General features: G+C 45.0%; 23 protein-coding genes and 1 tRNA gene. 13 read left to right on the plus strand and 11 right to left on the minus strand.

Annotated elements, in window-relative coordinates:
- Nucleotides 1-22 precede the first annotated feature (22 nt).
- Both NM125_RS07485 and NM125_RS07490 read left to right on the plus strand, forming a co-directional pair.
- Nucleotides 23-511, plus strand: coding sequence for a metallophosphoesterase (locus NM125_RS07485; protein WP_255134286.1), 489 nt, complete (start codon nucleotides 23-25; stop codon nucleotides 509-511).
- 144 nt (nucleotides 512-655) lie between these two features.
- Entirely contained in the window at nucleotides 656-1,078 is a 423-nt protein-coding gene (locus NM125_RS07490; protein WP_255134287.1) for a hypothetical protein, read from the plus strand.
- 87 nt (nucleotides 1,079-1,165) lie between these two features.
- On the opposite strand, the gene NM125_RS07495 is transcribed toward NM125_RS07490, so the two are convergent.
- The 4 genes from NM125_RS07495 to NM125_RS07510 all read right to left on the minus strand — a co-directional run bounded on the left by NM125_RS07495 (nucleotide 1,166) and on the right by NM125_RS07510 (nucleotide 4,437).
- On the minus strand, nucleotides 1,166-1,981 hold the full coding sequence (locus tag NM125_RS07495; protein ID WP_255134288.1) for an NYN domain-containing protein: 816 nt from the start codon (nucleotides 1,979-1,981) through the stop codon (nucleotides 1,166-1,168).
- A gap of 132 nt (nucleotides 1,982-2,113) precedes the next feature.
- The gene (locus NM125_RS07500; protein ID WP_255134289.1) at nucleotides 2,114-3,577 is read right to left on the minus strand and encodes a lipopolysaccharide biosynthesis protein; all 1,464 of its coding nucleotides are present in this window, start codon (nucleotides 3,575-3,577) and stop codon (nucleotides 2,114-2,116) included.
- 36 nt (nucleotides 3,578-3,613) lie between these two features.
- Nucleotides 3,614-4,042 carry a type II 3-dehydroquinate dehydratase gene (gene aroQ / locus NM125_RS07505; protein WP_255134290.1) on the minus strand — a complete coding sequence of 143 codons (429 nt, stop codon included), beginning with the start codon at nucleotides 4,040-4,042 and terminating at the stop codon, nucleotides 3,614-3,616.
- Entirely contained in the window at nucleotides 4,039-4,437 is a 399-nt protein-coding gene (locus NM125_RS07510; RefSeq protein ID WP_255134291.1) for an HIT family protein, read from the minus strand. Before NM125_RS07510 ends, aroQ begins: the two co-directional genes overlap by 4 nt.
- Nucleotides 4,438-4,445: 8 nt before the next feature.
- Between NM125_RS07510 and NM125_RS07515 the strand changes: the two genes are divergently transcribed.
- Nucleotides 4,446-5,000 (plus strand): thioredoxin domain-containing protein, encoded by a 555-nt coding sequence (locus NM125_RS07515; protein WP_255134292.1) that lies wholly within the window; start codon nucleotides 4,446-4,448, stop codon nucleotides 4,998-5,000.
- A 60-nt stretch (nucleotides 5,001-5,060) separates the two neighbouring features.
- Nucleotides 5,061-5,133, plus strand: a tRNA-Lys gene (locus NM125_RS07520).
- Between the two features lie 392 nt (nucleotides 5,134-5,525).
- Here NM125_RS07520 and NM125_RS07525 read toward each other — a convergent pair.
- Nucleotides 5,526-7,451 (minus strand): phospholipase D-like domain-containing protein, encoded by a 1,926-nt coding sequence (locus tag NM125_RS07525; RefSeq protein WP_255134293.1) that lies wholly within the window; start codon nucleotides 7,449-7,451, stop codon nucleotides 5,526-5,528.
- A 79-nt stretch (nucleotides 7,452-7,530) separates the two neighbouring features.
- Here NM125_RS07525 and NM125_RS07530 point away from each other — a divergent pair, with 79 nt between their 5' ends.
- The 3 genes from NM125_RS07530 to NM125_RS07540 all read left to right on the plus strand — a co-directional run bounded on the left by NM125_RS07530 (nucleotide 7,531) and on the right by NM125_RS07540 (nucleotide 11,541).
- The gene (locus NM125_RS07530) at nucleotides 7,531-7,836 is read left to right on the plus strand and encodes an FtsB family cell division protein (RefSeq protein ID WP_255134294.1); all 306 of its coding nucleotides are present in this window, start codon (nucleotides 7,531-7,533) and stop codon (nucleotides 7,834-7,836) included.
- Between the two features lie 75 nt (nucleotides 7,837-7,911).
- Nucleotides 7,912-8,856: an ROK family protein gene (locus NM125_RS07535; protein ID WP_255134295.1), complete on the plus strand. Its 945-nt coding sequence runs from the start codon at nucleotides 7,912-7,914 to the stop codon at nucleotides 8,854-8,856.
- Between the two features lie 12 nt (nucleotides 8,857-8,868).
- Nucleotides 8,869-11,541: a putative LPS assembly protein LptD gene (locus tag NM125_RS07540; RefSeq protein WP_255134296.1), complete on the plus strand. Its 2,673-nt coding sequence runs from the start codon at nucleotides 8,869-8,871 to the stop codon at nucleotides 11,539-11,541.
- Here NM125_RS07540 and NM125_RS07545 read toward each other — a convergent pair.
- From NM125_RS07545 to NM125_RS07570, 6 genes are all read right to left on the minus strand, one after another.
- A complete protein-coding gene (locus tag NM125_RS07545; protein ID WP_255134297.1) occupies nucleotides 11,538-12,143 on the minus strand; it encodes a riboflavin synthase in 606 nt (201 codons plus the stop codon). The two genes, NM125_RS07540 and NM125_RS07545, sit on opposite strands and share 4 nt — an antisense overlap.
- A 4-nt stretch (nucleotides 12,144-12,147) precedes the next feature.
- Nucleotides 12,148-13,275, minus strand: coding sequence for a bifunctional diaminohydroxyphosphoribosylaminopyrimidine deaminase/5-amino-6-(5-phosphoribosylamino)uracil reductase RibD (gene ribD / locus NM125_RS07550; RefSeq protein ID WP_255134298.1), 1,128 nt, complete (start codon nucleotides 13,273-13,275; stop codon nucleotides 12,148-12,150).
- Between the two features lie 96 nt (nucleotides 13,276-13,371).
- Nucleotides 13,372-15,129 carry a SurA N-terminal domain-containing protein gene (locus tag NM125_RS07555; protein WP_255134299.1) on the minus strand — a complete coding sequence of 586 codons (1,758 nt, stop codon included), beginning with the start codon at nucleotides 15,127-15,129 and terminating at the stop codon, nucleotides 13,372-13,374.
- 154 nt (nucleotides 15,130-15,283) lie between these two features.
- Nucleotides 15,284-16,207: an MlaD family protein gene (locus NM125_RS07560; protein WP_255134729.1), complete on the minus strand. Its 924-nt coding sequence runs from the start codon at nucleotides 16,205-16,207 to the stop codon at nucleotides 15,284-15,286.
- A 20-nt stretch (nucleotides 16,208-16,227) separates the two neighbouring features.
- Entirely contained in the window at nucleotides 16,228-16,977 is a 750-nt protein-coding gene (locus NM125_RS07565; protein WP_255134300.1) for an ABC transporter ATP-binding protein, read from the minus strand.
- A 3-nt stretch (nucleotides 16,978-16,980) separates the two neighbouring features.
- Nucleotides 16,981-17,739 (minus strand): MlaE family ABC transporter permease, encoded by a 759-nt coding sequence (locus tag NM125_RS07570; RefSeq protein WP_255134301.1) that lies wholly within the window; start codon nucleotides 17,737-17,739, stop codon nucleotides 16,981-16,983.
- Between the two features lie 91 nt (nucleotides 17,740-17,830).
- On the opposite strand from NM125_RS07570, the gene porQ reads away from it, so the two are divergent.
- From porQ to NM125_RS07600, 6 genes are read left to right on the plus strand one after another with little or no spacing between them, the layout of a single operon-like run.
- Nucleotides 17,831-18,808 (plus strand): type IX secretion system protein PorQ, encoded by a 978-nt coding sequence (gene porQ / locus NM125_RS07575; RefSeq protein WP_255134302.1) that lies wholly within the window; start codon nucleotides 17,831-17,833, stop codon nucleotides 18,806-18,808.
- Nucleotides 18,809-18,815: 7 nt separating this feature from the next.
- On the plus strand, nucleotides 18,816-19,874 hold the full coding sequence (locus NM125_RS07580) for a potassium channel family protein (protein WP_255134303.1): 1,059 nt from the start codon (nucleotides 18,816-18,818) through the stop codon (nucleotides 19,872-19,874).
- 17 nt (nucleotides 19,875-19,891) lie between these two features.
- Nucleotides 19,892-21,073, plus strand: coding sequence for a chorismate synthase (gene aroC, locus NM125_RS07585; RefSeq protein WP_349294183.1), 1,182 nt, complete (start codon nucleotides 19,892-19,894; stop codon nucleotides 21,071-21,073).
- Nucleotides 21,070-21,402 (plus strand): tetratricopeptide repeat protein, encoded by a 333-nt coding sequence (locus NM125_RS07590; protein ID WP_255134305.1) that lies wholly within the window; start codon nucleotides 21,070-21,072, stop codon nucleotides 21,400-21,402. The genes aroC and NM125_RS07590 overlap by 4 nt, the downstream gene beginning before the upstream one ends.
- The gene (locus tag NM125_RS07595) at nucleotides 21,399-22,394 is read left to right on the plus strand and encodes a LysM peptidoglycan-binding domain-containing protein (RefSeq protein WP_255134306.1); all 996 of its coding nucleotides are present in this window, start codon (nucleotides 21,399-21,401) and stop codon (nucleotides 22,392-22,394) included. Before NM125_RS07590 ends, NM125_RS07595 begins: the two co-directional genes overlap by 4 nt.
- Nucleotides 22,387-23,112: a CPBP family intramembrane glutamic endopeptidase gene (locus NM125_RS07600; RefSeq protein WP_255134307.1), complete on the plus strand. Its 726-nt coding sequence runs from the start codon at nucleotides 22,387-22,389 to the stop codon at nucleotides 23,110-23,112. The genes NM125_RS07595 and NM125_RS07600 overlap by 8 nt, the downstream gene beginning before the upstream one ends.
- Nucleotides 23,113-23,207 lie beyond the last annotated feature (95 nt).

Here is a 23,207-nt window from a genome sequence, read left to right on the forward strand (position 1 = left end):
ATGAATAACGAAAAACGAACCCATGCTGATTGGAATCATATCTGACACGCACGATCACATCCCTAACCTGAAAAAAGCCATCAGGATCTTCAAAGATCGGAATGCAGAACTCATATTGCATGCCGGAGACTATTGCAGTCCGTTTATGATTCCGCATTTTGAAGGTCTGAACCTGAAAGGGATTTTCGGCAATAACGATGGTGACAAATATCTTCTGATGTCGAAATTCAGGGAGATCGGAGCCGAGCTGGCCGGCGACTTTTTGAGAACGGAACAGGGAGGGTTAACCATTGCCGTATATCATGGCACCTATGCTGAAATTACAGACGCTCTGATCGAATCAGGCAGATATGACGTTGTGATCACCGGACACACTCACGAAATGGTGTATAAAGAATCCGGAAAAACCATCGTTATAAATCCAGGCACGGCAAACGGCTTTGATGGAAAAGCATCCATCGCTTTTCTGGATACTGAGAGCAGAAATGTAGAATTCGTGGAGCTTGATTAATGAAATTTGCCAAGGCTTCAATGTTATTGCGGAATGGTTTCAGAACCCTCCGTGCAATTAAAGAAAATTTAATAGACAATTATGTTTGAAAACTATCAGAATCGCTTACAAAATAAATCGCGGCAACGACAGGTATTTAACGCGATGCTCACATTAGCTACGGGCGTTTTAACGCTTGTTTTCCCAAACTTTCTCTACCTGATTGCCGGCGCCTATCTGCTTTCTCTGGGGCTGATGTTCCTGGCGTTCCGGTTGCCTTCCCCGATGATTGCACTTCCGATCGTTACCGGAGTCCTGATTTTTATCTTCCCCGAACTAATCCCAATTACCTTTGCTTCTTTTCTGGGGCTATTCGGCCTGCTGATGTTATTTGCTATGCAGCTCTCCATTCTTGGGGTGATTACTATCATCACCGCGGTGCTGATTATTATGAACCCCGATTCGGTAGCATATCTGATCGCCTTTTTTATGCTGACCTACTCGGTTTCAAATCTGGTGAGCTTCTACAAAGCCTGGAAAAGCAGCAAAGACGATGGCTTTGATGATGACAGTGTAACCATCGAATAAAAGTGTTTTGATTTTCGATTAACCTAGTGACCGAAAGACCGATTTGCGAGTATTGATAACCATTCAACGAAGCAACGAATAATGAAATCACGGAGCACTTACCAGTACGATATTTTCCGCTATCAACCCCTTATCATTTTCAGTTACATCAAACTCGAAAATGAGTTCGCGGCTGGGGAGGTAATGCGTGTCAAAGTCCTCCTCGAACTGTGATACATGAGCGAAGACGGTTTTATAGGGAGAGTTTTCATCGCGGGAATCTGTAATCCAGAGGCAATCATTTTTCCGGGTTAGGAAGCGGAGGAACCCATAGCCTTCATCTTGAGAAAAATCATAGCAAACCCCGCGAACACGAGACCCATTTTTCCCCCACTCATACGGAGATTCGATAGGCAATAATCCGGGAATCAGGTAACCGGATACCGATGAGTCCACGGCTCGTTTCAGGGATGAGGAAACATTGTCGAAACCGACCAACTCCACCCGGCAGCCTTTATTTTGAATGGCATTCACCACGCTTACATAACTCCCGCTGCTGCTGAGTAACACAATTTTATCGAGGTGATCGGCCTGAACCAACATATCCACGGCCATATCCATATCAATGGTGGATTTTGAGATCTTTTCGCCGGTCTCGTGATTGGTGTAGGTTTGAACCGGTTTTTCGGTCACTTTGTATTCGAAATCACGAAGGACCTCACAAAAGCGCTGGGTTTTCTGGCGATATTCATGGTCTTCTTTGAGGCGATCTGAATCATAACAAAGATACACATTCAGTCGTGAAGCAATTCCCCCGCCCCGGCAGGCAAACATTCGCAGGGTATCGTAGCGAAGCCCGTACCCTCCATTCATTGTTACGTTAACGGCATCTACATATATCCCGACTCGTTCTTTTGTATTCATAATAATATCCCGGTACGCTATCCAATTAATAATATCTGAAGCGGGAGCCGGAAACCGTTTTTGGTTAACTTCAACTCCACCAAAGAATTAACTCATTTTTTTAGGATAGAATCAAATGGAAAATATGTAGAGCTATTCGTCCGAAAAAACAGCGGTGTAAGTGATAAACCCAATGCTTAGTAACCCGGCAAGAAGTAACAGAAAAGAAGCTACAAGTTCTGAAAGCCCGATTGAAAGAATGCTTGGTTTCAGGTAAAGTAAGCCGACAGAGATGCCCATCACGGCAAAACCGCGCACCAATTTATAGGGCACTTCAAAGGCATTGGTTGAGTAGTAATAAATCAGCAACGCCATAACGGCATAGCTTGCAAGGGTAGCCAGGGCCGAGCCCATCATGCCGAAGAAGGGAATCATAATAAGATTGGCGATAATGGTTATTCCGGCACCGATCAGGGTGATCTGTGGAAGGCGTTTGGTGGATTCACTAATAAAAATTCCCGCCGAAAAATTGATGTACCACCCCTGAAACCAGTAAGCCAAAAGCAGGATCGGGACAATGGTAAGCCCCTCCCAGAACTTCTGGTCCACCAGGTAAAAATCCAGAATGGGTACTTTAATGGATACAATCTGTTCAGCAAACAAGGCCACAATCAGGAAAACGGAAGCGGCTGCCGCATTAAATAAGGTGAAGGTTTGGGAGAAAGTATGAGGGGCAGACTCTTCTTCCGACTGCCGCATAAAAAACGGCTGCCAGGCCATCCTGAACATCTGTACAATCAAAAGCATGAAAACCGCCAGCTTGTAACAGGCACTGTAAATCCCCACAATATCATCAGAGCTGTAATCGGCACCGTATAAAGCGTCTATGGTAGATTGGTCCATGGCTTTCAGGAAAAAACGGTCAACCAGTTCATTAATGGCATGCCCGAAACCAGCCGGGATAAAAGGAAGCCCAAACAGCAAGGCTTTTTTAAGTAAAGCGGTATTCCAGCTTCCCATGAACATAGGAATGGTAAACACCCAAATTGCCAATGCGGTTAGAAGCGAGGCCACTAGGTTACTGATAAATACAGCCTCGATGCCATAATCCAGTCCCAGGATGAGATAAAAGTTCAGCCCGAGGTTCACGATTACATTACCTGTTTTTAGTGCAGCAAACAATACCGATCGGCGAACGAGCCGGAGTTCAGCAAAAGGGACGACAGCCAGGGTATCAAAAAAGAGAATGCCCAGCATAATCCAGAGAATAGGATCGCCGGGCTCCAGTCCTATGATTGGGGCCACAACGGGTTCGGCTCCCCAAATAATAAATGCTAAAACCCCGGAGGTTACCAACAGGAAAAGCTGTACCGTTTTAAAAATATCCTTCGCTTTGTCGCGGTCTTTGGCGTATCGAATGTAGGCCGATTCCATCCCCATTGTAAAAACCACATTGAACAATGCAATGGCCGCAAAAATCAGGCTAATAATTCCGTACTGATCTTCACTGAATACACCTGTATGCAGTGGAACCAGCAGGTACCCGATAAACCGGGCAACCACACTGCTTATCCCGTAAACCAGCGTGTCGGAAAAGAGTTCTTTAAGTTTTGTCAATGCGAACGGTTAAGTTGAAAGAAAGTAGCGATAGGCTCATTCAGTCATTTTCTCTAAAGCCTGAATGCCAAGCACGTAGCTGTACTTTCCAAATCCTGTGATAATGCCATCCATTACGCCCCCGGTTATAGACTTCTCCCGAAATTCTTCGCGGGCATGAATGTTGGATATATGAACTTCTACTTTGGGAATATCCAGCGGTTCCAGTGCATCACGCAGGGCAACGGAGGTGTGAGAATATCCACCGGGATTGATCACGATTCCATGCAGCTCGCTTTCCATAGCTTGCTGAACCTGATCAATCAGTTCTCCTTCAATATTACTCTGGAAAAAATCCAGGTTGTGTTTTGGAAATTCATCAATCAGAAAGTATTCCAGGTCTTTCAAGCTTTTCGCTCCGTAGATACCGGGATTCCGCTTTCCGAGCAAGTTCAGGTTGGGGCCGTTTATAATCAGGATTTTCATAATGTAATCTTTTTGCTGATGATTTTAGCAAGCTCCATCATTCGGTCCTGGCTTATCCCAACTTGCATGCCCAGGCTAAATCGCTGCGTTTCTTTATAAATGGGAATCAGGTGGATGTGAGCATGCGGCACCTCCATGCCTTCCACGATAATTCCAGTTCGGATGGGCTGGAGAGCCTCATCAATTCCCCTGGCTACTTTTTGGGCAAAGAGGTTCAATTCCGAGAGGTCCGAAGGTTCCAGATCAAAAATATAGTCCACTTCTTTTTTAGGAATACACAAAGTATGGCCTTCTGCAGAAGGATTGATGTCCAGAAAAGCATAATGCTTGTCATCCTCTGCTATTTTATAACTTGGAATGTCTCCTTCAATAATTTTGGTGAAAATGCTTGGCATAATTGACTATGAAAGATGGTAATTTGACTGAAGATACTATCCAAAAAACAGAAATCCTTATGAACTCTGCAAGGAGGTTTGTATTTGCTGTAATCCTTGGCTTCGGGTTGATGTGGCCCGCTGCCTCAAAAGCACAGCAGCAAGATTTAACAGGTCCGGTTACAAAAGAAGAAATTCTGGCGAACGACCGAATCTATAAAATATATATCGACCGGTATGAACCGGACCGGGAGGCGGTTGAGTATCTTTCAGCTTACCGCGATTCGGTGCAATTGAGGGTATTTGTGGGGAGCTGGTGCCGTGAATCCAGGAAATACATCCCCGGACTTATGAAAACACTGGAAGTTGTGGGGAGTGATAACATCGATATTCAATACATTGCAGTGGACCATCAAAAAAAACTTCCCAAATCATTTTTAAATAAGTTTGATATCAAATATATTCCCAGCGTGTTGGTTTTAAAAGGCACTACGGAGGTAGGACGAATAGAAGAAAAACCACACCGACTGATCGAAACTGATTTGGTTCAGATTCTGGATGCAGGCAATGAAAAAAAGGAGTAGAAAATTCATTTTTTCCTTGTACTCTAATTGATAAATGCCTTATCTTTGGAATCTACTTGAGAATCGGTAGCTCAGTTGGTAGAGCAACGGCCTTTTAAGCCGTGGGTCGAGGGTTCGAGCCCCTCCCGATTCACACAATTTTATGGAATTTTTTTAATGACTCTCTCTTGACCAGCCCCATACGATTGATCTCGGATGGGGTTTTTTTATGGCTTTTCCTTTCTTGTTTGAGAACGATTACCAGCAGCAGTTTCAGACCGATTATTTAACTATTAGCACATCTTGTATTTAATCTCCAATATTTAGTTCTTAACTGCATAATTGGATGAAATTCGTCCGGTTATGCAGATGAAAACTAAAATGAGCAGCGGGAATACATATAAATATCTGAGTCGTTATTTAGATCGCCTTCGTGGTAAAGGACGATATACGTTCACTGGTGATGAAGTAATTTCAGAGTTTAATTTATCTGATGAGGCTTATCAGATAAAAAGTTTGAAGCTCTTTACTCCCGTTTTAAGTCAACTATTCCAGCGTAATAATAGGCCGTAGCTTCTGCAGTGTTTTGGGGCCGATGCCCCGAATGTTTGTAATCTCATCCACACTTTTAAAACTTCCATTCTCCAACCGGTACTGAACGATGCGTTTTGAATAAGCCGGTCCGATGCCGGGCAGCAGCTGCAGGGTTGCTTCATCAGCTGTGTTAATATTGATGGGATACATCACATTGGTCGGGCTTCCGGTATCAACTTCATCGGCTCGCAACGTTTTCGATCCTATTTTTTTAGGATGTTTCCAAAGGCCTTCATCTTTAGTCCGGGCTGATTCCTGGTAGCGTTTAAAAGCGGAAACAGAGTCTTCATTTTGGCGATAGTACACCGAGGTTGTTCCGAACCCTTTTTCCAGAAGCATTTTATTCAAACTGACCGGCCCATCATCGTATTGCATTTCTACATAGGCCTGAAAAGCATTATATCTGGCTTCGGGTTTTCCTCCATCAAACCCTTTAAGCCGCACCTTCCGCCCTTCCAGCAGATTGTGCAGGTAATCGGCTGCTGCCCCGGAATAAAACTCTGCCGAATCCTGCCCTGCATAGATGGTTGGTACATCCACACCAAGAAAGCGAACACCGTAACCAAAACCGGGAGCTATCTCAATTTCAAAACGACTGCCATCGGTAATGGAAAAGACTTCATACCAACGGTCGGTTTCCAGAGGAGGGGCCGGAGGGAAAGCCTCCTCTTTGGCTCGCTTCATCACGCCCATAAAATCCTGGTAAAACTGATTGGTGATTTTATCAGAAAAAATAATCACGGTATTTTCATCATTATTCATTTCTGCATTCATGGAAAAATTGTAGGAGCCGGCAACAGTAACACCGACGTCGGCAGAATCGGGGTGTTCAGCATCGATCAGAATGACTTTATGGTGAAGTTTTCGGAGCTCGTTGGCCGGTAAAATCATCCGGTTGTTCATGCGGGCGGAATCAATTCCCCATATCTCGCCGGCACTTTGATACCGGCTGTAAAAGCTGCGGTCTATGGCTCCGCGAAGCAGGACCTCTCCGGTGGATGACTGCTCCCACATTTGGCGGCTGATGGGAATGTCCGGGGTGATGGCGAAAGCCTGAAAGTTAATGTCGAGCTGGGCTTCATCCCGAATCAGGGAAACCAGACGTTCGCTTACACTGGGCTTAGAGCGATCCCGGTTCACCGGAGCAAAATATACTTCAACCCGAGTTCCGCCTACATCAAAAACATTCTGACTTACATTTCTTTTGTCTTTATGAAATACGGCCCGGTTGGCCTCCGGGGTTTCATCGGAATCACCCCACATTTGTTCAAACTCTTCGGTGTAGGCTTTAGCCACCTCCGTATCTTTTATAATAAGGGTATGATTAGTGTTGTACGCCCCGGTGAAAGTCATGTTGGTTGAACCTGTCCATACGTAATCATCATCCGGGGAAGGACTCAGGTAATCAATAACGGCAAACTTATTATGCATGTCAGACCCGTCATTCACCAAGTCATTGTCGATAATGGTTCCGTTGGGGTTATAGATATCGCCGTCATCATCCATCGAAAGGATGCCGCCGGTAGCAAGAATGGTCCAGATTTCAAGGTCGTAATCACCGCCATCGGTTCGGTTGTGATCGTCGGTAACCACGCGGATGCGAACTCCGCGGTTTTTGGCTCGAACCAGGGCATGAGCAATGCGCGGATGTTCAAAATCATAAATGCAGAAGTCGATGCTGGTTGAGGCTGAATCGATAAGTTGCTCAAGGGTTCCGATCAGGTCTTGGTTACTGTTGCTGAGGTTGTTGCCGGCAGCAACGGAGTGATCGGCGGGCATATTAAAGTACACCTGAATCCATTCCTCACTCTGGGCATAGGCCGAGAGGGTTGAAAACATCAACGTAAAGGTTGCAATCAGAACGGGCAGTTTTTTCATAGAATACAAAACACTGGATTGTACTTAATAGCCAAATTAATGTATTTTGACATGCCAACGAAAATCTACAGGCTTATTTATGAACCTACAATTTTTAAATCCATTACGCTGGAAAAAGTCCTTTCTCGCACTTTTGCTGACAGCGTTTGTAGTGGCTTGGTTTGCTTTTATTGATTCATACAGCCTGAAGACAAGGTGGGATTTATATACTGAAAAGCAAGAGCTAAAAGAACGAACGGCTGAACTGAACGAGCGATCTGAAGAGCTTAAAACCAAAATAGAAAATTTGGATAAAGATCCTGCCCTCCTCGAAAAAATTGCCCGGGAAGAATATGGGATGAGAAAGCCCGGAGAAACTGTCTATAAAGTGAAACGTGAGAAATAGTATCGTTTGGCTTAGGGAAGTCAGCCTATTATTTTCTCGAAAATACCAGAACCGTAAGATTCTAAACGTAATTGAATGAAAGCCATTGGTGTTGATCTGGGTGGTACCAACATTAAAGCCGCCGTTGTTGATAATGAAAAAGGAATTGTAGAACAAGTAACAACCCCCACGCAGGCAAAACTCGGAAAAGATCATATCCTGAACCGTATTGCAGAAACCATTGGGGACCTGAAAAAAAAGTATGAGATTATCGGGATTGGAATGGGTTTGCCCGGAATGGTTTCAAAAGATCAAACCACGGTTAAGTACCCACCGAATTTACCCGGATGGACAGTCGTAAATGCCGCTGAGGAAATCACACAGAGAACAGGCATTGTCTGCAGAATAGAGAACGATGCCAACATAGCTGCCATTGGTTCTTTACACTTTGGCGTTGGCAGAAACTTCGACAGCTTTATCATGATCACCCTCGGAACGGGGGTAGGCGGTGGAATTATCATCGACCGGAATATTTATAAAGGCACGCAAGGAATGGCCGGAGAACTTGGCCATGTAATTATCGATTATCATGGTCCGCTTTCCAACAGCGTTACCCGTGGCACGGTTGAAGCCTATCTTGGTCAGCGGTTTTTAAGCCGGTTTGCAACCGATTTGATCACTCAGAATCCTTCTAATGAGCTGTATGAAAAATTCTCCAACGATTTTGAAAAACTGGAACCGATAGACCTGACTAATGCCGCAAAAGAAGGCAATAAATTGGCGATAGAGATATTAGCCAAAAGTGGTCAGCGGCTGGGGTATGCCATCATCAACTACGTACATATGATGGACATTCGCAAAATCGTGGTGAGTGGCGGCGTATCCAAAGCAGGTGATTTTTTGTTTGAGCCTGCAAGAGACATTGTACGAAAACACATGATGGAGCCGTTCAAAGAAGGATTTGAGCTGGTTTATGAAGACCTTGGTAACGATAGTGCGTTACTTGGAGCTGCAGGGCTGGCTTTCGACTCTTTTTCCTAATCAAAGAAACACATGCTTACCGTCATTAAGACACTTATGGGCAAATACGCAACGGGTATTTGCCTGTTTTTTTTGATGACAGCTCCTCTGCTTGCTCAGCAGACAGATACGACATCTAAGGCTACAGATACCTCGCAGGTACAGCCGGCTTCCACAGCTCCCGGGGGAAGTGGCCCCGTTCCTGATGATGCCGTGCAGTTTCAATCGTCCGATTCTCTCATCATCGATTTTTCTAAAGGCAAGAAAGCTTTTTTGTTCGGGTCAGCTAAAGTAAAGCATACATCCGGGGAGCTGAATGCCGGCGAGATTAATATGGATATCGAAAACTCTACCGTAGAGGCAACCACGGAAACTCCGGAAGATACGCTTTCCCGCCCGGTATTAATCCGCGACGAAGATGAAATCAAAAGCACGCGCATTCTTTTTAACTACAAAACCAAGAAAGGGAAATTTGAAGCGGCGCAGGTGCAGGTTTCAGAGGGGCACTTAATAGGCTCCAAAATAAAAAATGTAAGTGAGAGTGAGGTTTTTATAGAAGACGGGATATACTCAACCTGCCCGCCCGAATATCTCTACTACTACATCAAAGCCAAAAAGATGAAAGTGGTAGATCAGGATGAGCTGTTTTTTAGCAATGCCCGGCTGTATATACTGGATATTCCCTATCCACTGATTTTTCCATTTGGCTACGTGCCTACAGATATTGAAAAGAAGCGGTCGGGATTGTTAACGCCAACCTATGCATTCCAGAATCAGAACAACCGCGGATTGGGACTTCAGAATGTGGGGTGGTTTCAGTATTTCAATGATTACCTGACCGGACAAGTGGATGGGGATATTTATACCTCAGGCACTTTTTATCTGAATGGGCGGATGCAGTACCGGAAAACCAACTGGTACAATGGCTCGTTAGATATCGGGTATTCAAAAGACCGGGGGCTGGAACCTACGGACCCTGATTTTGAACAACGGGTGCAAAAATCGATTGGCATTCAGCATAACCAAACAATTTCCCCGTATGCGTCGGTATCTGCAAACGTAAACCTTCGGACAGAAGACTATCTGAGAAGAAATTCTTATGACATTAATGACCGTGCCGAGACGAACTCCCGGTCCACAATGGCGTACAATTACAAGCATCCGGAGAACCTGTTTACCTTCAGCACTAACGCTCAGCTGAACCAAAACTTTAGCAATTACTCAACACAGTTAAGCGGTCCATCTGCCAATTTCAGGTTTCAAACATTTTCTCCTTTTCAAAACAGTTCATCCGGCAGCGGTCAGCAGCGATGGTATGAAACCATAAACATAAATTACGACAACACACTCCGATCACGGTTCAATTATAATCCTATTGACGCCGATAGTGCCGATGTTACATTTTTTGAAGCGCTGACCGACCGGGACTTGTACGAAGAGGCAACCGGCAATCAAAATTATATTCAAGCAGGGTTCCAGCAGTCGGCAAGCATACAAATCGGGCAACTCGTGCCCAGCCAGTTTTTAAATATATCTGCCGGCATAAGCGGAAATGAATACTGGTACCCTTCTTCCATCCGGAAATCATACAATGCTGATTCCAACCGGGTGGAAACGGATAAAATGTATGGTTTTGAAGCGGCCCGCGATTTCAGCACCAACCTGAATTTCAGCACTACGGTATATGGAATTTCCAACATGCGGATCGGGAACCTGCAGGGATTCAGACATACCGCACGACCAAGGATTGGTTTTAGCTACCGGCCCGATTTTAGTGCGGAAAGATGGGGTTATTACCGAACAGTACAGACCGATAGCCTGGGGAATACACAAAAGTATTCCATTTTTGAAGATGAAATTTTTTCCGGACCGGGCAGAGGAGAGCAGCGATCCATTAACTTCTCGCTCGGAAATGTATTTGAAACGAAAATCGTAAAACGTGACAGCACCGGAGAGGTCACCGAGAAGAATCTGCGCTTTATTGATAACCTATCACTAAGCACTTCCTATAACTTTGCGGCCGACAGTTTGAACCTGAGTCCGCTCAGTACATCCATCAGCTCGAATGCTATTTCGGGACTGAACCTGAGCGCGAACGCCAGCTTTTCATTTTATCAGACAGATTCTTTGGGCCGCGAAATAGACCGGTACTACATTGAAGACGGTGACAAACTTGCTCAGCTTCAGTCGTTTTCACTGAGTGCGAGTACCTCTTTTCGGGGAGGGAACGGGGTTGAAGTTTACACTCCGGAATATCGCCGCCGCTATGATCCTTATAACCAATCCATCTTCAACCCGGTCGATTCCCGGTTTGGGTTAGAGCCGGTTCCGGATTTCAGGTCGCCATGGAGTGTATCACTGAATTTCAGTTACAGCTGGAATTATCGTTTTAATCAAAGCCCCCGAAAAAGGGCAACCATACGTGCCAGCAGCATTTCGTTCAACTTAACGCCGAAATGGAAATTCAATACCAATGTGGGGTATGACTTTATAGCGAAGGAATTTACTCCGTCTCAGTTTTCTTTAACCCGAAACCTGGAGTGCTGGAACCTGTCCTTTCAGATCAATCCGTTTGGAGAATTTCAATACTACTTCTTCCGGTTGAGTGTAAACAGTTCGCAGATACAGAGCCTGTTCCAGAAGCTTCCGGTACTCAAGAATTTGGAAAGAAGTTCGAGCCCTACGGGCGCGGGATATGGACGTTAAAGAGAATCCCGGCCTATTTTAGCCAGGTATTTTACCACGTATTTCCCAATCACGTCAAACTCGAGGTTAACAGAATCGCCTGCAGATTTTTCTTTAAGGTTGGTGTGTTCCCAGGTGTAAGGGATAATGGCAACGGTGAACTTGTTATCCGATTCACGGGCAACGGTGAGGCTGATGCCCTCCATGGTGATGCTGCCACGCCCCACAATCATGTCGGTGAACTCATCGGGGTATTCTACAGTAATCAGCCAGCCGGTTTCTTCTTTCTCGATTTCGGTGATGGTGCCGGTGGTATCTACATGTCCCTGCACCAAATGCCCTTCGATGCCTTTTTGAAGTGTAAGTGATCGTTCCAAATTTACCGGGCTGCCTTTTCCCAGCTCACCGGTAGAAGTTTTTCGCAGGGTTTCTTCCACGGCCTGAACGGTGAAGGTATCCTCATCAAAAGCAGTGACCGTGAGGCAGACTCCATTCACAGCGATACTTTCATCCTCATGGCAGCTGCCCGCAAAAGAGCATGCAATTTTCAATTCTCTGCCACCGCCGTTCAGGGATTTGACGGCAGCAACTTTTCCAACTTCTTGTACGATTCCGGTAAACATGACTTTAAAAATATCCGGTTAATAATATATCATCGCCGACCCGGGTCCAGCTGACCTCCTTAAGTTCGGCAATTTCTTTCATTTTGTTGATGCCAATGTTAATTAGCGATCGGGTTCCGGCTCCCAACAACTTCGGGGCTATAAATAGTTCAAGTTTATCCACAAGGCCCTGCCGGATTAAGGCGGAAGAGAGCTGTTGACCACCTTCTACTAAAATCGAAGAAATGCCCTTTTCTCCAAGCAGCTTAAACGACTGCCGCAAATCCACATGTCCATCTACTTTGGAAACCTGCAGCACTTCTCCCCGAAAATAATTCTGCTGCATAACTTTCAGCATGGGGTCGGCATCGGTGGCAGAGGCTTCTTTATTCCAGGTGATGATGGTGGTCTTTTCCTCAAACTTATCCGAAAAAAGATTCAGATCTTTGGGCAGTTCATAGGGGCCGTCAATCACGATACGCTTGGGCTGACGACCGGAAACATGACGAACCGTTAGGCTTGGATTATCGACCATGGCTGTAGTTCTGCCAACCAAAACGGCATCATACTCGGAGCGCCACTTGTGAACCAACTTTCGGGATTGATCTCCGGTAATCCACTGCGATTCTCCATCGGCAGCGGCTATAAAACCATCGGCAGTCTGGGCTACTTTCAGCGTGATAAAAGGCCGGCCGAATGTTTGATGGTGGATAAAAAACTCATTCAGTTTTTCTGCCTCTTTTTTAAGCACACCGACCTCTACTTCAATTCCATTATTTCGAAGGTGCAAAATTCCTTTTCCGTCCACATCCGGATTCGGATCCTTCATGGCAATTACCACTTTTTTGATGGGAAGTTTAGCCAGCATTGGGGCGCAGGGAGGGGTTTTACCCTGGTGCGAACATGGTTCCAGTGTTACATAAACCGTAGCGTCTTTAAGCTGTTTCTTATCCTTAACCGACTCTACCGCATTTACTTCCGAATGAGCTTCCCCAAATTTTTTGTGATAGCCCTGCCCAACGGGTTTCCCATCCGACGATACAATTACGCACCCCACCAGTGGATTTGGGGCAACGTGTCCTTTAGCCTGTTTGGCCAAATCCAGGGCTTGCTGCATCCAGTATTCATCGCTATGTGGAGCTTGTTCGGGCATGTGGAAATGTAACAGATTTGTGTGAATCGAATATGGGCTAAACAAAAAAGGGTGAGAAGAAACTTCTCACCCCAAAAAATAAAAATGTGTTTAAGACTATTGCCGAAGCAGTCGGTCGCGGTTGTCCACGATGTTAGCGGCTTCACGAAGTTGCTCTAACCAAATAGAGGTGAACTCCTGAGTTTTTTGCTGCTCCAGACGCTGACGAATAGTTTGTCGCTGGTCGGGAGTTAAGTTGGCTAAATCAGCTTCCATTTTGCTGATCAACTCGACTACAAAAGCGGCGCTGTTTCCGGCAATAACTCCGGACGTTTCGCCTTCATCCAGGGCAAAAATGGCACCTACCACACGAGGCTCTCGTCCCGCTCCGGGAAGTACGGTTGCGCTGGCGCGAAGGTTGTCTTCATTGCGAATTTCTTTATCGGTGCTCTCAGCTAAAGCAGAAAGGGTTTGGTTCTGAGCTAAAAGATTTTCCACTTTCTCAACGGTCAATTCTTTGCGTCGCTCAACTTTTACCAGGGTTTCTACTTGTGACTTCACTTCCTCAAAAGGACGATAGCCTTCCGGGGTGATCTCTTCAACCCGAAGCACAACAAAATCGGAGCTTAGTTCCAATGTGTTGGAAATATCACCTTCATCAGCTGTTTCCAGGAAATTCATAATTTGCTTACTGCTTCCAAGGCCGGAAATAAAATCATTCCCCTTGGTTGCAAACGCTTCTTTCACTTCAAGCCCGCGGGTTTCAGCTTCTTCGTCGAATGAGGATTCCTCTGAGGCAAAGAACTCAAAGTCGGCGGCAGCCTCGTTTGCTTCATCTATGGTAGATGGCAGCGCCTGAATGTTATAGCTCATGATTTGAAACTTAACTTCATTACCCTGCTCGGCTGTTTTCTTAAGAATAGCGGCCTGGTTAGAAGTCAGGATTACGTCAGAAACTTCTCCAACTTCAAGATCAAGAACGGGAGTGTATTCTTCCCGGATGTCATCTTCAGACACAAAAGCATTTTGATACTGATTAGAGGAGCCTTGACGAGCCAGGAACAAAGAGTCGCTTTCAGAATTCTCAAAAGGAGTTATCAGTTCACGAACATCTTCCACAATTTGAGCCGTATCGCTGGCGGTTGGAAGCTTGCTGAATGTAACGTACTGAATACGATAGCTTTCGTCGCGGCTGTAGCGCTCTCTGTTTTTGTTGTAATATTCGCGAAGTTCTGCATCAGAAACTTCCAGCTGTTGCTCGGTTACTTCACTGTAAGGAAAGCGAATGTAATTTACGTTTGCCGTGCTGTTATTCTTCACAAACTCTCTTTCCACTTCTCCCTCAGTTACCTGAAGTCCGGCCGAAATATAGTTGTTCAGTTTTTGCTGACGGCGCTGCTCGCGGAGTTGCATTTCAAGGGCAACAGCTTGTTGAGAAAACTCACTGGAAGAAAGAACTTGCTGTACGGCTGCGCGGTCAATAGTACCGTCTTCGCGGGTAAAGTTTTGACGAATTACAGGGGCAGGATTCTCTCCATATACCATGTCCAGCACTTCCTGGTCGGAAACGGTGATGCCTAAGTCGTCCATTTTTTGGCGGAGCAAGCGGGAGTTAACCAACTCATTCCAGGCCTGAGTTTCATAATATGCACGCATTTCCGGTGTCATTGAATTTCCGGTTTGCTGGCTGTATGCATTAGAATAATACTGGATACGGCTTTGATATTCTTCATTGGAGATCTTATCACCATTCACACTACCTAATGAACTTGGTCCGGCCTGCATGGCTTCAAAAAAGTTTACATCAGACAAAACCCACAGAAGGCCAAAAGATCCAATCAGCACCCACAAGATGACACCGGTACTGTTTCTCATTTTTTCCATTACACCCATAAAAGGTTACCTCTAAAAAACATTAATTAAATTGCGATTTGAATACTGCAGGTGTCTTTTTAACCTCTGGCAGTAAGCTTGGAAATATAAGTGAATACCCAAGGAATTGAAAGCAAATTAAACAATAAGGTTGGGGTTAAAATACCTCAATGAGTCTCATATGCTTCAAATATTTTCCGGGCTCATCATTCATGTTTTTGATCAGCCGGTTTAAATTGAATGACAAGCTGTCCACATTATTGTATAGAGAAGGGTCGTTAACCATTTTTCCAAGGGTTCCTTCTCCGTTGTTAATCTTGGTTAGCACCTCATTCAGGGTAAGATTGGTCTCATTTAGGCCGGAGCTCAGCGTTTCCAATTCAGCACTGGTGGCTTCCAGGTTGGTGATGAGTGAGTTCAGCTTTTCTTTGTTTTCAGAGCTAAGATCGTCCATGTTTTGCATGGTTTGCTTTGCTGAAGTAATCATAGCATCCAGATCTGATTGCTTACTCTGGATCAGCTGATTTAACGATCCGGTGCTGGATTGAAGGTTTCGGATGATCCCGGTAATATTCTCTTTGTTTTCGTCATCCAGCGTTTCGTTGAGGCTGGTTACCAGCTTTTCCACTCCACGGATGGAGGCAGATATATCGGTACTGAGTTTTTCCCCTTCTTCAGCAAAGGTATCCATCATACCCTGTTCAAAAACGCCTTCTATGGATCCTTGATGCGGAACCATTTCAGTAGAGTCGGCTTTCTGAATTTCGATAAATTTCCCTCCGAGCACACCGCTGGATTTTAACACCGCAATAGAACCTTTGGGTATTTGGTAGCCTTCTTCAATATTCATAGTTACCAGGGTAGAGTCTGAAACCAACAGCTCCATTTGTTTCACACTTCCAATTTTGAAGCCTTTCACATTCACCACATTTCCGGGAATGAGCCCATATACCTGATCAAACTTCGTATAGATAGTGGTGGAAGTACGAAACAGGGGGATGTCTTTCATTACCCGGTAGCCGATAAAGGCTACAATAATAGCCACTACTACCGTAATCCCTATTTTTAGTTCGTTGGACACTTTTGCCAAAACAAGTTCTCCTATGCAGTTTTTTTAGTTATTTGATATTCACTTGCCGAAATGAAATCAATCAAATTTTTATTGTCGCTGTGTTTCATGTCTTCCGTTTTACCGAACCAGCTTAGTTTTTGTTCGTCCAGGAAAGCCACTTTTTCTGCCACTTCCAACACGCTGTGCATGTCGTGAGTGATAACAATGGAGGTGATGTCCAGGTTGTCGGCCATGGTATTAATCAGCTCGTTAATTTCTTCTGAAGTGCGCGGGTCGAGGCCGGAGGTTGGCTCGTCATACAGCAAATAATCCGGTTTCAGGATAATAGCACGGGCCAGGCCCACTCGTTTTCTCATCCCTCCGGAAAGCTCTGAGGTCGATTTTTCCCCGGCATGTTCCAGGTTCACCATTCCGAGTGCTTCCATTACATTATGCTCAATCTCTTCATCGGTTTGTTCAGTAAAATACCGCAGAGGGAAAGCCACATTCTCATAGGTACTTATAGAGTCGAATAAAGCGCCTCCCTGAAACAGAATCCCAAAACGCTGGCGTACTTTTCGGAGTTGAGAATAACTCAGCTCAAAAACGCACTTTCCGTCGATTAAAACCTCTCCCTCATCCGGGTATAAAAGGGCGTTCAGGTGTTTCAGTAATACCGACTTTCCACAGCCCGATTTCCCGATCACAGCCGTAGTTTCTCCATCCTCGATTTTGAATGAAACATCACTCCAAACCAGGTTGTCTCCGAAACTTTTTGTAAGATTTTTAATCTCAATCATGATCTACAATAATATTGCGGCCAGCGCAAAATCGGCCAGCAGTACAAAGATACAACTTAAAACCGTTGCTTGTGTAGTTGCGGTTCCCACCCCTTCGGCTCCGCCAAAAGCAAAATATCCTTTAAAACAGGAAATGGATGTAATCACAAAGCCAAAAACAACCGACTTCAATAGCCCGAAAATAATATCCGATTCAAAAAAGAAAGCGCGGGCGCCTTCCATAAATTCAGCTGCGGGCAGAATGCCATCCAACGCTCCGGCTGTCACACCCCCGATAATTCCAAAAACGGCAGCGGTAACATAAAGCACGGGAAACATCAGCAGTCCGGCTAAAATGCGCGGCACTACTAAAAAAGAGACGGAGTTAAAGCCCATCGATTCTAATGCATCTATCTGCTCGCTTACACGCATGGTTCCCAATTCCGTGGAAATTCGGGCGCCCACTTTTCCGGCCAAAACCAGCGCACTGATTACAGCCGCCAACTCAATAACAATAGACTGGGCCACAATAGAGCCAATGATGGAGCTGGGATAAATGTCGGTATCCAGCTGGTAAGCCGTTTGAAGGGTAAGTACGGCACCTGTAAAAATACCCACCAAAAAGATGATGGGGATAGACTCATAGCCAACCTTCACAAACTCCTGGAACAGGTTGTTGCGATAAGTACTAAACTCGGTGGATGAACGTAATGCCTGGTATAAAAGCTTGGCGTACTGGCCAAATTGTCTTAAACCGGCCGCGCCTGGGAAGTTGGAAATCATTTCTTAATCAATAATCTTGACGTATTGCCGAAGCATTTGATTATATTACAAAAGATTTTTGCCAATTGTGATTTATAAATAGTTAAATAACGTGCGATTCCTGTTAACCGTTTTGGTGTTTTTAGTTGGTGCCCAAGGTACGGTGGCACAGTCAAATACATCAAGTGTATTTCGTTTTTTGGATGTGCCTCCAACCGCCCGAACAGCCGCTCTTGGTGGAAATCATGCCGGATTATTCAACGCCGACTTCAGCCTGATCCACATAAATCCGGCGTACCTGAATAATGATGCATCCGGATCAATTTCAGCTTCCTATCTCAACTTCTTTTCGGATGCTAATATGGGCTTTACAAGTGGAGCTTACAAGTTTGAAAACATAGGGACTTTTGCGGCCGGAATTCGGTTTGTCGGTTACGGTGAATTTGACCGGCTGGATGAAGATGGTAATGACCTCGGTAATTTCAACGCGAACGATATAGCCCTTACCGGAGCATACAGTATGCCGATTGCTAAGAACATCACCGCCGGAGCGGGTATAGATTTTATTCACTCTTCCTATGCTTCCTATAAATCAAGTGCGGTGGCTTTTTCCGGCGGGTTTTTCTACCAGGATACCGCCAGCCATTTCAGTGCCGGGATCTCGATTCGCAATTTAGGAGGGCAGCTAACCGCATACGCAGATGATCGGGAGCCTTTACCGCTCGATGTGTCAGTGGGATTCACCAAAAAACCGGAAGCCTTCCCATTTCAGCTTAGCCTCACTTTTAAAAAATTGAACGATTGGGACTTACGAGTGTTCGGGGAAACGGGGCAACCCTCTTTTGTTGATAATGTATTCCGCCACGTGATTTTTGGTGGTGAAACCTACTTTGGAGAAAACGTGACTGTCAGGCTGGGGTACGATCATTATTTACACGAGCAGACCCAGACCGGGCAGGATTTTGACCTCGCGGGAATCGCTTTTGGAGTGGGAATCAATATTAAATCGATTGTAATTGACCTGAGCCGAAATTCCTATTCCCGGCTGGGCGGTGTAACAAGAATTAGTTTGAAGACCGACTTAGATTAGGCGAATTATGAAAGGCTTCTATTCATACAGTGTCGAAAATCCGGCTTTGTTTCGTATTGGTATCGCTTCGGTTATTATGATGATGATTTTTGTAATCGGTTCAACAGGCTATCATTACCTGGAGCAAATGAGCTGGTTCGATGGGTTCTATATGACCTTCATTACTATTTCTACCATTGGCTTCACGGAAATAAAAAACTTATCGGTTGATGGAAGGATATTTACCGTTGTAATTTTTGTGATGGGCATAGGTGTTATTTCTTACATTGCATCGCAGACAACACAGCTACTGTTTGAAAGTGAATTGTTCTTTGAGCGGGCAATGAAAAAACAATTACAGAAAATGGAGAATCATTACATCATTTGCGGATATGGAAGAATTGGCCATCGAATTGCCAAAGATTTAAGTGAAGCGGATTTACCGTTGGTAATTGTTGAAAACCGGAACTCCAGCATCGAAAAAATTAAAGAAGACCGGCTGACGTATGTAGAAGGTGATGCACAGGATGAGGAATCGTTGATAGAGGCAGGTATTATGAGAGCCAAAGGATTAATTTGCACACTTTCCAGCGACCAGGATAACGTATTTACTACTTTGCTGGCCCGGGAGCTGCGCCCTGATATTTTTATTTTGGTAAGAACCAATGAAAAGAAAAATCGCCGTAAAATTTTAAGAGCCGGTGCCGATAAAGTTATTTCCCCCTATGATATCGGTGCCGACCGGATGGCAAATGTGATTCTGCGACCCAATGTAGATCAGTTCATCGACAAAATGACGAGGGGAGACTTGCAGGATCACACTTTTGAAGAAGTACTGATTAGTGAGGATTCTGAGTTAGCCGGAAAATCATTGGTTGAGGTCAACGTTCGAAACAAATACGCTGTTTTGATTGTGGCCATCCTGTCGGAGGACGGAAGTATAAATTTTAATCCCGGAAGTGATTCTGTCATTAATTCCGGCGATTCTATGATTATCTTAGGGGATCCAGGTAAAATTCAAAAATTCAGAACGGAAGTATGTAAAGATAATCGCACGCTTTCGGAACGAGCAGAACAAATTCAATAGGTTACATAAAACGAATGATCAGATACATTACAGCCGGAGAATCACACGGGCCGTCACTAACGGGAATTGTAGAAGGGGTGCCGGCAGGATTGCCTCTCACCGAAGATGAAATTGCCACCCATCTGGTACGTCGTCAGCAGGGATACGGGCGCGGCGGACGAATGGCCTTTGAGAAAGATTTTGCCACGATCAGTTCAGGCCTCAGGTTCGGAAAAACCATGGGTGGCCCCATAGCTATGAGCATGCCCAATCGCGCTTTTGAAAAAGATGATGCCGGCTGGCCAACCGTGATGAACAAGAAGGAAGAGGCAGAGGGAATTGAGAAAATAACGCTTCCCCGCCCCGGGCATGCCGATTTGGTGGGCGCTCAGAAGTACAAGTTTGACGACATCCGTCCGGTAATTGAACGATCAAGTGCGCGGGAAACAGCTATGCGTGTGGCCTGCTGTAGTATTGCACGTGAGTTTTTAAAACACTTCGGTATCGAGATTGGAGGCCATGTGTTACGGATTGGTTCTGTGGGTTTTGAAGGATGGGATGAGGTTAGGTCTATAGCTGACCCACTGGCAGAACATGGAGCCGAGGCCATTTACAAAGCAGCCGATGAGTCGGATGTGCGCTGCCTCGATGAAGAGTTATCTGAACAAATGAGGGAAGAAATTAAAGTTCGCCGAAAAGAAGGCTCATCCCTTGGCGGGATTTATGAAATTGTGATTACCGGCTTGCCCGTTGGCTTGGGCAGTTACGTCCACTGGGATCGTAAGCTGGATGGTCAGCTTGCCCAGGCTATTATGTCAACCCAGGCCATGAAGGGCGTTGAAATCGGGCTTGGGTTTGAAGCCGGACATCGCCCCGGTCATGAAGTTCATGATGAAATTACGTACGAAGAAAATGACTTTAAGCGCCGCTCCAACCGAATGGGCGGTATCGAGGGCGGCATGAGTACCGGAATGCCGATTATTCTTCGTGGAGTGATGAAGCCCATTCCCACCATGCTGAACCCGTTGAGTACTGTGGACATGAAAACCAAAGAAGAAACAGAGACGCGTTACGAGCGGTCGGATGTATGTGCGCTGCCCAGAGCGGTTGTAGTTGCAGAGAGCGTACTTGCTCCCGTGCTTGCCAATGCATTCCTGGAAAAGTTTGGCGGCGATTCAATTGAAGACATCGAAGCAAATGTAAAGGCTGCTACACAATGAGTTCACGAATTTCCACGTTGGCACAAAAAGTAAAAGATCATCCGGATGACTCTTTCTACAAGTTTGCCCTGGCGCTGGAAATGCTGAAAATAGGAGAGACATCAAAAGCCAGAGTGTTGTTTGAGGCGATAAGAAACAGTGATCCAGACTATGTGGGTGTATATTACCATCTGGCAAAGTTGTACGAAGGATTGGATGAGAACAAAAAAGCGCTCGACACCTATAAAGAGGGTATAAAAGTAGCCGAGGCTCAAAATGACAATCACACAAAGTCTGAGCTGTCCGGGGCATTATTGAATCTTGAAATTGAAATGGACGAACAGTCATGAAGAATACACCTGGTTTTCTGAGAATACTATCTGCCCTTATTGTTTTTATGCTTTTTACCGGCGCGGGGCTGCTTGCCCAGGAAAGAGCAACCTACCAGGTTAAACAAGGAGATACTCTCTACGGAATTTCAAAGAAGCTGAATGTGACCATAGCTGAGCTAAAGCAGTGGAATGAGCTCACAGGAAATGAAATTGAACTTGGTCAGGAATTGGTTTATTTCATTTTAGAAGAGGAAGAAAACCAACCCGAGCCTCCGGCTGAAGAAGAAAATTCTGATCCGCTGGTTAACCAGTCTTCCGATTCAAAGAATGTTTTTTATATCGTGAAAAGCGGAGATACGCTGTATCAGATTGCCAGGGATCACAATATGACGGTTGCCCAACTCAGAGAGTTGAATAACATTTCCGGTTCAAACCTGAGTATTGGTCAGCGACTGGCGGTGAAAAAGAAAGTGAGCGCGGCTCCTTCGGTTTCTGAATTCTCCGAAGAGTCATCACCACAGGGCGTCTTTTCAATTTATGAAGTGCAGCAAGGCGAAGGTTTATCAGAGCTGCTTTCGAAATTCAAGATGACGGAACAGGAGTTTCAGTCCCTGAATCCCGAACTTCAACCCAACTTATTGGCTGAAGGACAAGAAGTAACGGTGTTGCTCCCCCCATCCCGCAAGTATGAGAACCCCTACTTGCAGAAGGCAAACCTGCAGGACCTTGGCGAGGTGAATGTGATGAAATATGAGGAGTCTGAGATTGGGGAAACTACCACAAATGGAGAGCTCTATGATCCGGAAGCCTTAACAGCTGCACATTCTAATATTGCATTGGGAAGCATTATTTTTGTGGAAAACACCCAAACGGGAAATGGATTGTATGTGCGCATTAACGATCGAATAACAGGGGCAGGACTGAAACTTTCCGGGAATGCATTTAGTACACTCAGGCTCGATGAATCCAGCCGGCCTGCTGTAACTATTTACACAGAAATAAATGACTAATCCTGTTAAATCATATTTCGAGAACACCAATACCTTACTGTATAGCTTTCTTGTAAGCTTGCCGCTGTTTCTTCTCTATGAGCTGCTGATTGTAATTTCACAGCCGGTGGGTGATTCCATAGTTCGTATAAGTGTGGATGTTTGGATTAAAAGCTTATTTACCTACCTCGGTGTAAATGCAGTCTCGTTTTCATTGTTGATTGTAGTTTTTATCGGGCTTTTTATCGTATATAAAGAGCGTGAACGTCTCAAAACCATTCGCTTTTCATACTTTCCGGTTTTGATTCTGGAATCGGCGGTTTATGCTATCGTTGTGGCATTTATCAGCCAGTCGCTGGTTTCTCTTATGCTGAATATGGCTGCTTCCGATCCGATTAGCAGTTTGTCTATCACGCAGCAGTTAGCGCTCTCATTAGGGGCGGGTTTGTATGAGGAGCTGTTCTTCAGGGTGATTCTCGTTACGTTGTTTATACTCCTTTTTACAAAAATTTTAGGGAAAAAATGGGCAGGGGTAACCGCAGCAGTCGTTCTTTCGGCGCTGTTATTCTCTGCGGTACATTATGTTGGCTCAATGGGCGATGCCTTTACATTAGGTTCTTTTTTATATCGCTTTTTATTTGGTTTAATACTGAATGGAATTTATGTTTGGAGAGGATTTGGTGTGGCAGCCTGGACCCATGCTATTTATGACATCATGGTAATAGCATTTTTGTCGTAAATAAGTAAATGATTAATGGGGCTATCAATACAATCTATTTAACATTAAAACATTCTTTAGGTAGTATTGGCAATCCGATGAGGATGAAGAGGCGT

The sequence above is a fragment of the Gracilimonas sediminicola genome, assembly GCF_024320785.1.
In the GTDB taxonomy this organism is placed as follows: domain Bacteria; phylum Bacteroidota; class Rhodothermia; order Balneolales; family Balneolaceae; genus Gracilimonas; species Gracilimonas sediminicola.